The organism is Massilia rubra, from assembly GCF_011682065.1.
GTDB lineage: Bacteria > Pseudomonadota > Gammaproteobacteria > Burkholderiales > Burkholderiaceae_D > Telluria_A > Telluria_A rubra.
Genome location: NZ_VUYU01000005.1, coordinates 176,471 through 190,712, shown reverse-complemented (window position 1 = coordinate 190,712; position 14,242 = coordinate 176,471). Strand labels below are relative to the sequence as shown.

16 protein-coding genes and 1 pseudogene are annotated in these 14,242 nt (G+C 63.9%); 10 read left to right on the top strand and 7 right to left on the bottom strand.

Annotated features, from left to right (window positions below):
- Positions 1-42: 42 nt before the first annotated feature.
- The 5 genes from F0185_RS09470 (at position 43) to F0185_RS09450 (ending at position 5,154) form a co-directional block, all read left to right on the top strand.
- Positions 43-2,388, top strand: coding sequence for a TonB-dependent receptor (locus F0185_RS09470; protein ID WP_229476854.1), 2,346 nt, complete (start codon positions 43-45; stop codon positions 2,386-2,388).
- 112 nt (positions 2,389-2,500) lie between these two features.
- Positions 2,501-3,637 (top strand): alpha-hydroxy acid oxidase, encoded by a 1,137-nt coding sequence (locus F0185_RS09465; RefSeq protein WP_229476852.1) that lies wholly within the window; start codon positions 2,501-2,503, stop codon positions 3,635-3,637.
- Entirely contained in the window at positions 3,631-4,314 is a 684-nt protein-coding gene (locus tag F0185_RS09460) for a Fe2+-dependent dioxygenase (RefSeq protein WP_167223751.1), read from the top strand. The genes F0185_RS09465 and F0185_RS09460 overlap by 7 nt, the downstream gene beginning before the upstream one ends.
- A gap of 38 nt (positions 4,315-4,352) precedes the next feature.
- The gene (locus tag F0185_RS09455) at positions 4,353-4,625 is read left to right on the top strand and encodes a PepSY domain-containing protein (RefSeq protein ID WP_166890189.1); all 273 of its coding nucleotides are present in this window, start codon (positions 4,353-4,355) and stop codon (positions 4,623-4,625) included.
- A complete protein-coding gene (locus F0185_RS09450; protein ID WP_167223749.1) occupies positions 4,612-5,154 on the top strand; it encodes a cytochrome b/b6 domain-containing protein in 543 nt (180 codons plus the stop codon). The genes F0185_RS09455 and F0185_RS09450 overlap by 14 nt, the downstream gene beginning before the upstream one ends.
- 28 nt (positions 5,155-5,182) lie before the next feature.
- On the opposite strand, the gene F0185_RS09445 is transcribed toward F0185_RS09450, so the two are convergent.
- Entirely contained in the window at positions 5,183-5,581 is a 399-nt protein-coding gene (locus F0185_RS09445; RefSeq protein WP_167223747.1) for a hypothetical protein, read from the bottom strand.
- A gap of 95 nt (positions 5,582-5,676) precedes the next feature.
- On the opposite strand from F0185_RS09445, the gene F0185_RS09440 reads away from it, so the two are divergent.
- Both F0185_RS09440 and F0185_RS09435 read left to right on the top strand, forming a co-directional pair.
- Positions 5,677-5,859 (top strand): hypothetical protein, encoded by a 183-nt coding sequence (locus tag F0185_RS09440; protein WP_167223745.1) that lies wholly within the window; start codon positions 5,677-5,679, stop codon positions 5,857-5,859.
- Positions 5,843-6,076 (top strand): hypothetical protein, encoded by a 234-nt coding sequence (locus F0185_RS09435; RefSeq protein ID WP_167223743.1) that lies wholly within the window; start codon positions 5,843-5,845, stop codon positions 6,074-6,076. The genes F0185_RS09440 and F0185_RS09435 overlap by 17 nt, the downstream gene beginning before the upstream one ends.
- 7 nt (positions 6,077-6,083) lie before the next feature.
- Here the strand turns inward: F0185_RS09435 and F0185_RS09430 are convergent, their stop codons facing one another.
- On the bottom strand, positions 6,084-7,064 hold the full coding sequence (locus F0185_RS09430; RefSeq protein WP_223164480.1) for a lipin/Ned1/Smp2 family protein: 981 nt from the start codon (positions 7,062-7,064) through the stop codon (positions 6,084-6,086).
- Between the two features lie 357 nt (positions 7,065-7,421).
- Here F0185_RS09430 and F0185_RS34280 point away from each other — a divergent pair, with 357 nt between their 5' ends.
- Complete coding sequence (locus F0185_RS34280) at positions 7,422-8,189, top strand: FxDxF family PEP-CTERM protein (protein WP_187362478.1); 768 nt, start codon at positions 7,422-7,424, stop codon at positions 8,187-8,189.
- Positions 8,190-8,239: 50 nt separating this feature from the next.
- On the opposite strand, the gene F0185_RS09420 is transcribed toward F0185_RS34280, so the two are convergent.
- Positions 8,240-9,244, bottom strand: a complete 1,005-nt coding sequence (locus F0185_RS09420; RefSeq protein WP_167223741.1) for a lipin/Ned1/Smp2 family protein — start codon at positions 9,242-9,244, stop codon at positions 8,240-8,242.
- 379 nt (positions 9,245-9,623) lie between these two features.
- Here F0185_RS09420 and F0185_RS09415 point away from each other — a divergent pair, with 379 nt between their 5' ends.
- The gene (locus tag F0185_RS09415) at positions 9,624-9,998 is read left to right on the top strand and encodes a hypothetical protein (protein ID WP_167223739.1); all 375 of its coding nucleotides are present in this window, start codon (positions 9,624-9,626) and stop codon (positions 9,996-9,998) included.
- A gap of 262 nt (positions 9,999-10,260) precedes the next feature.
- Entirely contained in the window at positions 10,261-11,337 is a 1,077-nt protein-coding gene (locus F0185_RS09410) for a hypothetical protein (protein WP_167223737.1), read from the top strand.
- An 18-nt stretch (positions 11,338-11,355) separates the two neighbouring features.
- Here F0185_RS09410 and F0185_RS35315 read toward each other — a convergent pair.
- The 4 genes and pseudogenes from F0185_RS35315 to F0185_RS09390 all read right to left on the bottom strand — a co-directional run.
- Positions 11,356-11,452 (bottom strand): annotated as a pseudogene (locus F0185_RS35315) (enoyl-CoA hydratase); the annotation flags it as partial.
- 112 nt (positions 11,453-11,564) lie between these two features.
- Positions 11,565-11,870: a hypothetical protein gene (locus tag F0185_RS09400; RefSeq protein ID WP_167223735.1), complete on the bottom strand. Its 306-nt coding sequence runs from the start codon at positions 11,868-11,870 to the stop codon at positions 11,565-11,567.
- 292 nt (positions 11,871-12,162) lie between these two features.
- Positions 12,163-12,942 carry an enoyl-CoA hydratase gene (locus tag F0185_RS09395; RefSeq protein WP_167223733.1) on the bottom strand — a complete coding sequence of 260 codons (780 nt, stop codon included), beginning with the start codon at positions 12,940-12,942 and terminating at the stop codon, positions 12,163-12,165.
- A gap of 97 nt (positions 12,943-13,039) precedes the next feature.
- Positions 13,040-14,236, bottom strand: a complete 1,197-nt coding sequence (locus F0185_RS09390) for an acetyl-CoA C-acyltransferase (protein ID WP_166890148.1) — start codon at positions 14,234-14,236, stop codon at positions 13,040-13,042.
- Positions 14,237-14,242 lie beyond the last annotated feature (6 nt).

The window sequence follows — 14,242 nt, the reverse complement described above, 5'->3', positions numbered from 1 at the left end:
CAACAATCGCAACAGCCAAAAAGCCTTCGTAGCAAGAGCGACATGACGTTCAATACCATGAAGAAAACCAGTATTGCCATGGGCATTTCCAGTGCCTTGTTGATGATGCCGTTCGGCGTCAGCGCCCAGACGGGTCCAAACGCCGCGCCGGCCGCGCCATCGGAAAAAGACAACAAGACCCTGCCGGACGTCGTCGTCTACGGCAAGTACCTCGACCCGAACCCGAACGCCGAAGTCGGCGCGCCGTACAAGGCCAAGACCTCGGGCGATTCGCGCCACACCCGTCCGCTGGCTGAAACGCCGCAGACCATCTCGGTGATCACCAAGGCCGCGATCGACGATTCGGGCATGACCGAACTCAAACAAATTCTCAGCGCCCAGCCGGGCATCACCCTCGGCACCGGCGAAAACGGCAATGCCTTCGGCGACCGCTACATCATCCGCGGCCAGGAAGCGCGCAGCGACGTCTTCGTCGACGGCTTGCGCGACCCCGGCATGACCACCCGCGAAAGCTTCGCCATCGAGCAGCTCGAAATCTCCAAAGGCCCGAACTCGAGCTTCGCCGGCCGCGGCACCGCCGGCGGCGCGATCAACGCGATCACCAAGCAAGCGACACTGGACAAAGACTTCCAGCGCGTCACCGTGGGCGTGGGCACCGACAGCCACAAACGCGTCACCGCCGACTTCAACAAGGGCTTCGGCGACAACTTCGCCCTGCGCGCCAACGTCCTGTACGGCGACGAAGACGTGCCTGACCGCAAGCCATCGAGCCGCACCCGCAAGGGCGTGGCCGTCTCCGGCCTGTGGGAAGTGAACAAGGACCTGGCCGTCACGCTCGATTACTACGCCCTGCGCACCGACGACAAGCTGCCCGACCTGGGTCACTTCCTGGTCGGCGCCGTGCCGAACCGCATACCGGCCACCAACGTGCCGGTGTACGCCCAGTCGAACGACTTCCTCGGCTCGGACGTGGACACCATGACCGCGCGCGTGAACTGGAAACTGGCGCCCGACCTGACCCTGACCAGCCTGACCCGCTATGGCCAGTCGAACAATGCCTACGTCACCACCGGCGCCTCGAGCGGCACCCGCTATGTCGGCGACACCGCCGCCAATACCAAGTCGTTCGTGAGCGCCGCGCTCGACGGCGGCCACACCGGCTGGCAGGATGTCGAGTACTTTGCGCACCAGAGCAATCTGCGCTGGGACAAGCAACTGATGGGCATGAAGCACGAATTCATCTTCGGCGCCGAATACACCGACCATCAAGTCGTCTCGGGCAACTTCACGGTCGCCAACAGCGGCGCCTTCAACTGCCGCAGCGCGGTTGCCGTCGGCCCGAACAATGCGCGTTGCTTCAACGACGTCAATGGCGTGCCGGTGGCCGACCTGACCAACCTGGCGGGCCGCAGCAGCACCCGCAACAGCTGGAACCAGGACTGGCAAGTGAAGACCTTCTCGCTGACCGCAATGGACACGGTCGACCTGACCGACCGCGTCACGGCGTTCGCCGGCATCCGTGCCGACCGCTTCGACCTGTCGCTGGCGCGCCGCACCCCGGCCACCAACCTGGTCACCGGCGAGTACAGCTATACCGACACCCTGGTCAACGGCCACGCCGGCGTGAGCTTCAAGGTCATGCCGAAACTGATCGTCTACGGCAGCGCGGCCAGCTCGCAGGACATCAACGGCGGCGAAGCCGATTCGGGCACCAACAGCGGCTACGGCGGCGCGGTGCTGTACCAGAACAAGATCGCCGGCGCCAAGCCGGAAACCTCGATCAACCTGGAACTGGGCACCAAGTGGAACCTGCTTGACGACAAGCTGCTGGCCACCGCCGCCATCTTCCAGACCAAGAAGAAGGATGTGATGGAAGGGGCTAACTACGACACCCTCGGCACCTTCAACACCGGCAAGAACAAGGTGCAGGGGATCGAATTCGGCCTGACCGGCAACGTCACCGAAGCCCTCTCGACCCAGGTCGGCGCGACCATCATGAAGTCGAAAGTGACCGGCTCGGCCAGCCCAGTGGGCATCGGCCGCGAACTGGCCAACTTTGCCGAAAAATCGTTCTCGGCCCAGGCCAAGTACCAGCTGACCGACGCCTTCTCGTTCGGCGCCGTGGCCCGTTACGAGAGCGGCCGTTGCGGCGGCCAGCCCGACACCGCCGCCGGCTACACCGCCGACAACCAGTGCGCGCAGCCGGTGCCGTCGTTCACCGTGTATGACGCGTTCGCCGCTTACCGCTTCTCGAAGAAGCTGGACCTGCGCGTGAACGTGCTCAACGTCGGCAACAAGGACTACTTCACGGCCGTGTACCGCTCGGGCGCCTTCCTGTACAAGGGTGACGCGCGCGCTGTTCGCGTGGCGCTGAACTACGAACTGTAAGAACGGCAAGCGCGCGCCGCTTCAAGTGTCCGCTTCAAGTGTCCGCTTCAACTGTCTTGAGTGGCGCGCAAGTTCGCTACAATGCCGGGTAACCCCCGGCATTTTTCATTGAATGATGACACCACCTCTCCCCGGCCCCCAGCCGCCTCTGGGCAAGATCCCCGCCGACATCGGCTGCGCCGCCGACTATGAAGTGCTGGCCCAGCGCTTCATGGCCGCGCCCAGCTACGACTACGTGGCCGGCGGCAGCGGGCGCGACCTGACCGTGGCCGCCAACCTGGCCGCGTTCGCGCGCTGGGACATCTATCCGCGCCTGCTGCGCGACGTCGGCGCCGGCCACACCGGCGTGGCCGTGGCCGGGCAGCAGTTCGCCCATCCGATCTTTCTGGCGCCGGTGGCCTTCCAGAACCTGGCGCACAGCGCCGGCGAACTGCAAAGCGCGCGCGCGGCGCACGCGGTCGACAGTTGCATGATCAGTAGCACGCTCTCGTCCTGCACCCTGGAAGACGTGGCGCGCGGCGCCGGTCCGCAGCGCTGGTTCCAGTTGTACTTCCAGCTGCGCCGGGAAGACACGCAAGACCTGTTGAAGCGCGCCGTGCAGGCCGGCTACACGGCCATCGTGGTCACGCTCGACGCCCCGATCCAGGTGCCCAGCAACCGCGCCCTGCGCGCCGGCTTTCGCATGCCGGCCGACTGCGTGGCCGCCAACCTGCGCGGCTACGCCCCGGCCGCGACGCCCGCCCTCGGGCCCGAACAGAGCCGCATCTTCCAGGGCATCATGAGCAGCGCCCCGAGCTGGGACGACCTGCGCTGGCTGCTCGCTCAAACCACCTTGCCGGTGCTGGTCAAGGGCGTGCTCCATCCCGACGACGCCATCGCCCTGCGCGCCATCGGCGTGGCCGGGCTGGTGGTGTCGAACCACGGCGGGCGCACCCTCGACGGCGCCCCCGCCAGCCTGGACGTGTTGCCGGCCATCCGCGCCGCCGTCGGACCGGCTTTCCCGCTGCTGTTCGATGGCGGCATCCGCTCCGGGGCCGACGTGTTCAAGGCGCTGGCCCTGGGCGCCGACGCGGTGCTGGTCGGGCGCTTGCAGATCTACGCGCTCAGCGTGGCCGGCGCGCTCGGCGTGGCGCACATGCTCAAGCTGCTGCGCGAAGAACTCGAAGTGTGCATGGCGCTGGCCGGCTGCGCCACCGTCGGCGAGATCGACAGCGGCGCCCTGCTGCGGCGCCAGGACGTGCCATGCTGACCGTCCTCGACGCCATCCTCAGCAAGGATGAGGTGCGCCAGTTCCGCGCCTACCTCGACCAGGCCGACTGGCGCGATGGCGCGGCCACCGCCGGCACCCTGGCGCGCTCGGCCAAGAACAATGCCCAGATCGACGATGGCGCCGAAGTGGCCGTCAGCCTGGGCAACCATATCCTGCGCACGCTCGGCAATACACCGCTGTTCATTGCCGCCGCGCTGCCGCGCAAGATCTATCCGCCAAAATTTAATCGCTACGGTGTCGGCGAAACCTATGGCACGCACGTTGATAGCGCTGTGATGCAGATTCCCGGCACCCACTTGAGCCTGCGCAGCGACCTGGCCGCCACCCTGTTTTTGGCCGAGCCGGACGAGTACGACGGCGGCGAGCTGGAAATCGACACCGAATTCGGCGTCCAGGCCGTCAAGCTGGGCGCGGGCGACATGGTGCTGTATCCGGCTTCCAGCCTGCACCGGGTAACGCCGGTCACGCGCGGGGCGCGGGTGGCCTCGTTTTTTTGGATAGAAAGCCTGGTCGGCGACGAGGCCGAGCGCACCTTGCTGTTCGACCTGGACCAGACGATCCAGAACCTGACTCCGGGGCTGGCGGCGGATGACCGCAACCTGCTCAAGCTGACCGGGATTTACCACAACCTGCTGCGCCGCTGGGCGGCGACCTGATGTTTCACCCGCATTTTCAATCTGAACAAGGAAACAATATGACCTCGACCTTCGCCAAACTGGTACCACTCGTGCTCGCCTTTGCCGTGAACGGCGCCTGGGCTCACGGCGACGTGAAATGCACCACCCGTCCGAAAGCGGAATGGAAGCCGCACACCGAGCTGCACGAAAAACTGACCAAGGAAGGCTGGGTCGTGCGCCGCATGGAAGCGACCGCGAGCTGCTACGAAGTGTATGCCAAGGACCCGCAGGGCAAGCGCATCGAAGCGTTTTTCGACCCGGTGACCTTCGCCCGCGTTGAAGAAAAGTAAACTAGCCGTCTGGGATGTCCCGGTGCGCCTGCTGCACTGGTCGCTTGTCGCGGCCATCGCGGCGGCGTGGTGGACCAGCGACCAGACCGGCGTGGCGCACATCTATCTTGGCTATGGCGCGGCGTCGATCGTCGCGGCGCGCCTGTTGTGGGGCTTTGGCGGCAGCCGCTACGCGCGTTTCTCGCAGTTCGTGCGCGCGCCGGGTCCCACGGTGCGCTACCTGCGCGCGGTAGTACAGGGCCGCGCCGCGCGCCACCTGGGCCACAATCCGCTCGGTGGGGCCATGGTTTTGGCCCTGCTCGCCTGCGTCGCCCTGCTGGCCCTGAGCGGCTGGGCCCTGGGCACCGACCTGCTGTGGGGCTATGCCTGGCCGGTGCAGGTGCACGTGGCCATCGCCTGGACCCTGGTGGGACTGGTGGTGCTGCATGTGTCCGGCGTAATCTTCACCAGCTGGCAGCACCGCGAAAACCTGGTGCTGGCCATGATTACCGGCAAGAAGAAGCCTGCTGCGGAAGGCGACCAGGACTGACGAGGCCGGCGCTCACCTTGACATCGGTTTAACGGCTTGCGTTCTTGTCCCCTGGCGTCAGCAGGAACACCAGATTGCCGTTTTTCGGATCGGTGCCGGTCCATGCCTTGCCCAGCTCTTTTCCTGCCAGATCGAGGCAATATTCGGGCGTCACCCGCTCGGGCGTGGGATCGGCGGTGCTGCAAACCAGGTTTTTGTCGGCACGCCAGGACCCGTGCGATACGGTGTCGCCGGCAGTGTGGCGAGCCCGTCCGGAAGGGTCGAAGTAAATTGCGCTCGGACCGTAGCGGTTGGTCACCGACATCGTGTTTCCGCTGACCAGGGTGGCGGCGTGGCCGGTATTGTCGGCGGCGTGCGCTGCAGGCATGGCGCACAAGCCTGCCAGACAGGCCAGCGCCACGCTCGCGCAAGCCAGGGGTTTCTTCAATAGTGTCTTCGGTGTGATCACGCTGTCCTGCCTTTCCATGCCAAGGAATAACTTCCAATGAGTACCAGTATGCCACGCGTGATATATTTGATGCAATGTTAATCGAAGAGTCAGTATTACTCACGCTGATACGCAGCGCCGGCGGCTTGTCCGCGTGGGTCGTCGAGGCCGACCCTGCCGCTGCCGCAGAGTCGCCGGTCCTGCGCCGCATGGCGCTGGACGAGTTGCCCGTCGCGCTGTATCCGCAGCGCGACGGGCCGGGTGCTGGCGATCGATGAACGCGAACGCCTGGTCAGCTTTTCGGTCTATCCGCCGAACGCCGGCCCGGCGCTGCTGCGCGCGTTTCACGCCTTCGACGAGGCGATGGCCGCCTCTCTGGGCATTGCTATCTATCGCCATGACGACGACGCTTACGATGTCGCCATCATCCTGGCCGAACACTGGTGGGACGACGGTATGTGGCACGACAGGGACAATTACGCCCCTGCCGACTGACGCCGCATCAGCGTTTGCAGCTCGCCACCGGGGTCGGCGTCACCACGAACGAAAAGTGCGACCCGTACTCGCCATGGATCGGCTGGGTGCCCGAGGCGCCCGCGTTCGGCCCGATGATGTAGGTATTGGCCTTGGCGATGCCGCCGTCGGCATACGCCGCGATATCGGTGGTCGCATTGCCGTAGGCGCGCACGATGTTCAGGCCCACCACGTCGCGCAGATGGCGCACGTAATCGGTCTTGAATTTTTGCGTATCGGGCGGAATCGGACCGCCGCCGTACGGGTTGGAATGATAGTGCCAGCGCCCGACCTTCTGTATATCGAGCCACTCCAGGCCATCCTTGGTGACCCAGTACGGCCGCGCGGTCAAAAAAATCACCTGGTAACCCTTCTCGCGGTAGGCGTTGACCACTTGCGGCGCATAGTAATACGCGGTGGCGGTCTTGACGCCCACGTAATCGGCGTAGGCTTCGAAATCGTTGATGGTGAGGGTGCCGTCGATATCGAACACCACCGCGTCGCGCCCGGCATCGACCACGCTCAGGTAGCCCGTGGTGCCGCTCAAGTCGCCCTCCACGACGAAGCGCACCACATAGTCGCCCACCGGGCGCACGCCCAGCGGCACGTTGATCTTGCCATCGCTGTCGGTCCGGTAATTGCCGACATACTGCCAGCCGCTCATGCCGGTCCCGTACAGGTACGCGTGTACGCGCTCGCCTTCCAGGTCCTTGTGCAGCACGGCGTCGTAATCGAACTTGGCCGTCATGCTCGCCGCCGTTCCCGCCTTGACGATGGTGTCATGCGCCATGTGCCAGGGCTTGTACAAGCCGGCCAGGATGGTGTTGCCGAACTTCGAAAACGTTTTCTTCGCCGGCCCGGAAAAGGCCGGCGGATGGGCCGCGGTGGTGTAATCGGGACAGGCGGCTACGGCAGGCAGGGCGGAACAGGCACAGACAATCGCAATACAACGCGCAACGGGTTTCAACATGGAGGTCTCCGCAGGATGATTGGAATAATCAGATGACGACGCAAACTTGTCGTTTGTGACCTGCCAACATTACCCTGCCGTGAGCATTTCCAAAATGACATTGTCACTTTTTTGCCGGCGATGTTCAAAAAACAAGGATGAGTGTTGTAGCGCGTGGACGGATGCCCCCGCTTGCGGCGCCGGCGCCATGCGCCCGGTAATACATGTTCCCGAATAAACGCTCGGCAACGATCTTATTGAACAAAAAAACAACAAAATTCACTATGCATATACGTTATTGATAATATGCCATGATTGACAGGTTTATACTGAGGCGAGCCAGCCGATATCCGGCAGCCATCTAGCGAAAGCACGTCCATGTCCAACACCTCTTCCAAGTTCGCTTATTGCGTCCTCGCCGCTGCGGCGATCGCAACGGGCTCCGCCCATGCGCAATCGATCAGCACGTCCGCCTCCATTTCGCAGTTCTCCTACCAACTGGTCGACCTGGACCTGAGCGACAACATCTCCCCGAGCATTTTTTTTACGGAACGGACCGATAGCAGCTCCAGCAGCTTCACCGACGCGCAAACCGGGAAACTCACTTACCAGAGCATCGGCACCCTGGGTAGCACCTCGGCGAGCCACGCTGGCGGCACCGCGAGCACCAGTACGGATGCAAGCAACTGGGGTTCGACAACGTTAGCCAACGCCACGGCGCCGACCAGGGGCACCATGCAGGCCAGCACCAGCCACCTCGAAAGATTCAGGCTGAGCCCGAACACGGGGATGATCATTTCCGCGCTCGGCACCGTCAGCAACGACGTATCCAATCCGGCCATCGACTCGCGGGGATGGGCGTATTTCAGCCTGAAGGGCAGGCTGGGTGACCAGGAAGGCCAGACTCCCGGTGAAGAAATGACGTTCTACCAGTCCTATTACGCGCGCTTGACCGGCACGAAAACGTACACTATTTCCGCCTATCTGGAGTCAGGTAGAACCGATGGCTATGGCCATCTCGAGTTTGAGACCAACAACGTAGCAGGGGTCATTTCGGCAGTGCCTGAGCCGGAAACCTACGCCATGCTGCTGGCCGGCCTGGCGATGGTGGGCTGGTGCGCCCGCCGCCGCAAAGCCGCCAGGTAACAGGCTGCAAGGTGGTCCGACCGTGGCGCCCCGTCCAAGGGGCGCCACGGTCAGGATGGCGCGGGAAGGGTCGCATCGGCCCGGCAGCGCGCCAGCGGCGCCGGTTCGACCAAGAGGCGATAGTGCTCCCCATACTCGCCGTGAACCGGCCGGGTGCCGGCGACGCCGGCATGCGGCCCGATGATATAGGTATCGGCCTTGGCCATCCCGGCGTCCGCGTAGGCCCCGATATCGGTGAGGGCATTGCCGTACACGCGCACGAGATTGAGGCCGACCGCATCGCGCAAATGGCGCACGTAATCGCCTTTGAATTTCTGGGTATCGGGCGGCACCGGGCCGCCGCTGTAAGGATTGCTGTGGTAATGCCAGGGGGCGATGCCCTGGACGCCGAGCCATGCGCGTCCATCCCTGGTCACCCAGTACGGCCGCGCACTGAGGAAAATCAACTGGTAGCCCTTGTCGCGCCAGGCGTTGACCATCTCCGGCGCGTACCGGTACGGCGTGGCGGTCTTCACCCCCGCATAATCGGCATAGGCTTCGAAGTCGCTGGTGGTGAGGGTGCCGTCGATATCGAAAACGATCGTGTCGCGCCCGGGCTCGACCACGCTCAGGTAGCCGCTGGTGCTGCTCAAGTCCCCTTCCACCACGAAGCGCACGACATACTCCCCCACCGGCTGCGTGCCCAGCGGCACGTCGATCTTGCCGTCGCTGTCGGTCAGGTAATTGCCCACGTACTGCCAGCGGGCCATGCCGGTTCCATACAAATACACGTGAACGCGCTCGGCTTCCAGGTCCTTGTGCAGCACCGGATCGTAATCGAACTTGGCGCGGATGGTCGCCGCCGTTCCGGCCTTGACGATGGCGTCGTGCGCCATGTGCCAGGGCTGGTACCTGGCGGCCAGGACATGGTTGACGACGCTGGCAAAGGGCTTTTTGACGGGTCCGGCCAGCGCCGGCGGATGGGCGGCGGTGATGTAGTCGGGACAGGCGCCAACGGCGGGCAAGGCGGTAACAGCGCAGGCAATCGCCAGGCAGCGCGCAACGAAGGTCGGCATGCAGGTTTCCTCTGGGTGAACAGCGTCATGGGATGGCGAGAATGCCACAGCGGCAGATTGTAACCCGTCAACTTTTGCCGGGCGCTGTCCGGAGCGAGCCACGTCTTGCCGCAGCGGGAAAAAGCCCGCCCTGATCGTGCCGGAGCAAGCCCGCGCTTGAGCGGACACAAGCGTCGGCAAGCGCTGTACTTGTACGCTGGCCGAACAGGCGCAGCGCCCGTCGCGGCCGCCGGCGTGCCGGCGTGCCTGCAGACTGACCATGCCAGCGCGGCGCCTGGATCTTCCTCGCCAGAACGATTCCGGCCGCCTTGCCGCAACGGCGCGGTTTTCAGCGGGGAGCTGGCAACGCGCTTGCGGCGCAACCCTTCAGGGGAACATCATGGCTATCAGAAACGATCTTAACGGTCTGCGGATGCAATTGCCCGGCGCGCCGGAAGTCTACCTCATCGACCAGGGCCGCAAGCGGCACATTCCCGATCCGGCCACGTACAACAACCTGTTCCGCAGCTGGAACGGCATCGTGCAAGACCCGCACCTGAACAATATCGATACCGGCGTTGCGCTCAGCCACGGCGCGGTGCTGGCCCAGGCGCAGGGAGACGCGGCGGTGTACCTGATCGACAACGGGGTCAAGCGCCACATCGCCTCGCCAGCGACCATGGACCGCTATCACTTCAACTGGGACAACATCCAGCACGTGGCGCCGATCCTGGTGCGCTCGATCCAGAACGGGCCGACGATTGCCTGGCCCTGAGGTGGCGCCGGTGCGGGAAGGACGCCAGGTCACGATGGCGTTCCTGACCGTGCCCGGATGAATCAGATTGAAGACGGCCGATTCCGGCCGCGCGCCGCATCAAATTACATAAAAAACAACACTGTGTTGTTTGCAGACGCCCACGCGGCCCTGTTTGTTGATAGCGTGCAATATTAGTGCTAACCTGACCGACTTGCCCACCTTTACCGCCCTTTCGATGGATATCACCGCCACTGGCCAGCCCCCCCAACCCGCGCGCGGCTTGTTCAGTCCATGGGCCGATGTCATGTTGCTGGGCGGCGGATCGCTGTTCGCCTTGCTCGTGCTGCAGATGATGCACTTGGAAAAGGAAGGCCTGGCCACGCTGGGCGTGATCATGCTGGGGCTGGCGAACCTCGTCAACCACCCGCACTTTGCTTTTTCATATCAAATGTTTTATGGCTCCTGGAGCGACGTCAAGGAAGGCCGCTGGCCGCCGGACTTGCGGCGCCGCTGGATGATCGCCGGCGTGATCGCTCCTGTCGCGCTGGCCGCCTGCCTGGTCACGGGCGCGCTGTTATCGGTGCACGGCCAGAGCCTGCTACTGGCACTGAGCCTGACAGCGATGGGCCTGCTGGTCGGCTGGCACTACGTCAAACAAGGCTTCGGCATGGCCATGATGGATGCTGCGCTCAAGAAGCGCTACTGGCCCGCCGAGACCCGCAAAGCCTTGCTGATCAACGCGTATGCCTGCTGGGGCGCCGCATGGACGCTGGGCAGCGGCGGAACCCTGGCGCGACAGCTCTGGGGCGTATTCGGCGTGAATTACGCCATGCCGCCCGCCTTGACGATTCTCGCCTGCGGCGTGGCCAGCCTGACCACCATCTGGTGCGGCCTCGCGGTGTTCCGCTGCGTGGGCCAGTGGCGCGCGCAACAGCTCACCTGGAAACAATGGCCTGCCGCCGGACTGCTTGCCTATTTCATCACCTTGTATGTCTGGTTGGGACTGGTCTGGACGGAACCGGCTTTCCTGCTCGTGATACCCTTTTTCCATTCCCTGCAATACCTGACCGTCGTGTCGAAATACACGTCCAACCAGGCGCGCGCGCGCCAGTGGAGCGGCGCGCGCCTGGCCGGCTTCGTGGTCACCGGCGCGGTGCTGGGCGGCCTGGGCTTCTGGATACTGCCTTGGGTGGTCGATTATGCGCGCACCGGGCAAATGCCAGGCCAGGGCGTCGCCCTGTCGCTTGCCTGCGCATGGATTTTCATCAATGTGCATCATTACCTGATCGACAACGTCCTGTGGCGCCAGGGCAATCCGAAAGTCAAGGAATTCCTGTTCGACGCGCAGCCGGGCTAGGCGTTCGCGCGGCCGGGGTCAGGCGAACTGCGAAAAATCCGGCTTGCGCTTTTCAAAGTAGGCGGTAAAAGGCTTCCTTCGCTTCGGGCGCCGGCAGCATCGCCCCGAACAAGGCGTTTTCGGCGCCCATGGATCGGCACAACCAGCTCGCTACCACTATATTGTTGCTTGTGCGGGAGACCCGTCAGGGCGATCCGCATCGCAGTATGATCGCGCCAGGCCCACGGTTATTGGGCCGGAGCGTTGATGGTATCTTCGTACTCCTTCAACCCGCTGATTACTGCTTCATTTTCCGCATATTTCCTACGCAGTTTTGCCAACTGCCTATCGCTGCCGCGACAGAGGCTGTTGGCTTTCCTGATGATTTGTTCCAGCCGCTTTCTATCGTCCACATTCGTGACCTCGCCCCTGAAATGATCGCACGCATCGCGCCGCTCCATGAATTTAACGACGTCTTTGGGAAGGCGCGCCGTCTCATGCGCATGGCAAACCGTCGATACCGCCAGCAGAAAAACAAATAGTGTATTTTTCATGTTTAAATCCTGTGTCGGACCAGTCGGGATGATCGCGTTTCGGTCTGCGCGGGCAGTTTGTCACCGAATCGCTTGCCGGCGCGTCCCGTCAACACGGGCGGATACACGAGACTGCCGATTGCGCCATCGCTAACGACGACGATCTCAACGCCGCCAGCGGTCCATAAACTATTGCGGGCAGCGCGGGCACCCCGTCCCAGGCATCATCAGCACCAAACTGCATGCCGCAACCGCTGCAGCATGGCGCGCCGGCTGGCGAGCCGGCACCACACATGTCGCAGATCTTGCTCAATTATGCGAACTGCGAAAAATCCGGCTTGCGCTTTTCAAAGAACGCGGTGAATGCTTCCTTCGCTTCGGGCGCCAGCAGCATCGCGCCGAACAAGGCGTTTTCGGCGCCCATGGTCTCGGTGATGGCCGCATTGCGCGAGCGCTTCATCAGCGACTTGGTTGCGCGGATCGAGGCGGCCGGCAGCGCCACCAGCTTGGCCGCCTGGCGCGCCGCGTACGGACGCAGTTCCGCCAAAGGCAGCACCTTCGACACCAGCCCCATGTCGTAGGCTTCCTGCGCCAGGAACGCTTCGCCGAGCAGCAGCTTTTCGGCCGCGCGCGGAAAACCGGCCAGCTGCGGCAGCAGCAGGCTCGATGCGAATTCGGGGCACAATCCGAGCTGCGAGAACGGCATCGAAAACTTGGCGTTGTCGGCCGCGTAGACCAGGTCGCAGTGCATCAGCAAGGTAGTGCCGATGCCCACCGCCGCACCCGACACCGCCGCCACCACCGGCTTGCTGCTGCCCGAGAGCGCGCGCATGAACTGGAATACCGGGCGCATCTCGGCCGGCACGCCTTCGACCGGCGCCGAATTTTTCATGAAGTCGTCCAGGTCGTTCCCGGCCGTGAAAATCTCCGGCTTGCCGACGATGAGGATCGCACGTACCGCATCGTCGCTCTCGGCGTCGACCAGCGCGTCGGCCATGGCCTGGTACATCACGCCGGTGATCGCGTTCTTGCGCTCGACGCGGTTGAATTCGATTGTCAGGATGCCGTCGGCCTTGCTCGTCAAAATATCCATGTGCTCTCCAAAAAGTGAAAAGGGCGCCGGGGATAAGCCACAGCGCCCTTGATGACTATAGGGTTCCCTATAGGGTCCCCTGCAGTTTAACCGATGCTTATACGCGTTCGAAAATGCCTGCCGCGCCCATGCCGGTACCGACGCACATCGTGACCATGCCGTACTTGAGGTTATTGCGGCGCAGCGCGTGGATCACGGTCGCGGCGCGGATCGCACCGGTCGCGCCCAGCGGGTGGCCCAGCGCAATCGCGCCGCCCATCGGGTTGACCTTGGCCGGGTCCAGGCCCAGGTCGCCGATCACCGCCAGCGCCTGCGCGGCGAACGCTTCGTTCAGTTCGATCCAGTCGAGCTGGTCCTGGGTGATGCCGGCGGCGGCCAGCGCTGCCGGAATGGCCACCTTCGGGCCGATGCCCATGATTTCAGGCGGCACGCCGCGCACCGCGAACGAGGAGAACTTGGCCAGTGGGGTCAGGTTATGCTCGCGCAGGATTTTTTCGCTGACGATCAGGAGCGCACCGGCGCCATCGGACATCTGCGAGCTGTTGGCGGCGGTGACGGTGCCCTTGGCCGCGAACACCGGCTTGAGCTTGCCGAGCGACTCGATGGTCGAATCGGCGCGCGCGCCTTCATCGGTATCGACCGTGCGGGTCGTGATGTCGACCTGGCCGGTGGCCAGGTTCGGCGTGCGGGTGATGATCTCGACCGGGGTGGTCTCGTCCTTGAAGAAGCCGGCCTGCTGCGCGGCGATGGCGCGGCGGTGCGACTCGACCGAGAACGCGTCCTGCTGCTCGCGCGTCACTTTCCACTGCTTGGCCACGTTTTCCGCGGTCAGGCCCATGCCGTAGGCCATGCCGACGTTTTCGTCGGTGAACATATTCATGTTCATCGATGGGTGGTGGCCCATCATCGGCACCATCGACATCGATTCGACGCCGCCGGCGATCATCACATCGGCTTCGCCGACGCGGATGCGGTCGGCCGCCATGGCAATGGCGGTGATGCCCGACGCGCAGTAACGGTTGACCGTCACGCCGCCAACGGTTTTCGGCAGGCCGGCCAGCAGCACCGACATGCGGGCGATGTTAAAGCCTTGTTCGGCTTCCGGGAACGAGCAGCCGATGATGGCGTCGTTGATCAGCGCCGGATCGAGGCCGGGCGCCTGCGCCATCGCGGACTGGATCGCGCGCACCAGCAGGTCGTCCGGGCGCATGGACTTGAACATGCCGCGCGGCGCCTTGCCGATCGGGGTGCGGGTTGCGGAGACGATGTAGGCGTCTTGAAGTTGTTTGCTCATAGTGTT

What these genes read in the sequence shown, in the direction of transcription:
- F0185_RS09470 (WP_229476854.1), top strand. Translation starts at nt 43, where the DNA reads ATGACGTTCAATACCATGAAGAAAACCAGTATTGCCATGGGCATTTCC.
- F0185_RS09465 (WP_229476852.1), top strand. Translation starts at nt 2,501, where the DNA reads ATGATGACACCACCTCTCCCCGGCCCCCAGCCGCCTCTGGGCAAGATC.
- F0185_RS09460 (WP_167223751.1), top strand. Translation starts at nt 3,631, where the DNA reads ATGCTGACCGTCCTCGACGCCATCCTCAGCAAGGATGAGGTGCGCCAG.
- F0185_RS09455 (WP_166890189.1), top strand. Translation starts at nt 4,353, where the DNA reads ATGACCTCGACCTTCGCCAAACTGGTACCACTCGTGCTCGCCTTTGCC.
- F0185_RS09440 (WP_167223745.1), top strand. Translation starts at nt 5,677, where the DNA reads ATGTTAATCGAAGAGTCAGTATTACTCACGCTGATACGCAGCGCCGGC.
- F0185_RS09430 (WP_223164480.1), bottom strand. Translation starts at nt 7,064, where the DNA reads ATGTTGAAACCCGTTGCGCGTTGTATTGCGATTGTCTGTGCCTGTTCC.
- F0185_RS34280 (WP_187362478.1), top strand. Translation starts at nt 7,422, where the DNA reads ATGTCCAACACCTCTTCCAAGTTCGCTTATTGCGTCCTCGCCGCTGCG.
- F0185_RS09420 (WP_167223741.1), bottom strand. Translation starts at nt 9,244, where the DNA reads ATGCCGACCTTCGTTGCGCGCTGCCTGGCGATTGCCTGCGCTGTTACC.
- F0185_RS09415 (WP_167223739.1), top strand. Translation starts at nt 9,624, where the DNA reads ATGGCTATCAGAAACGATCTTAACGGTCTGCGGATGCAATTGCCCGGC.
- F0185_RS09400 (WP_167223735.1), bottom strand. Translation starts at nt 11,870, where the DNA reads ATGAAAAATACACTATTTGTTTTTCTGCTGGCGGTATCGACGGTTTGC.
- F0185_RS09395 (WP_167223733.1), bottom strand. Translation starts at nt 12,942, where the DNA reads ATGGATATTTTGACGAGCAAGGCCGACGGCATCCTGACAATCGAATTC.
- F0185_RS09390 (WP_166890148.1), bottom strand. Translation starts at nt 14,236, where the DNA reads ATGAGCAAACAACTTCAAGACGCCTACATCGTCTCCGCAACCCGCACC.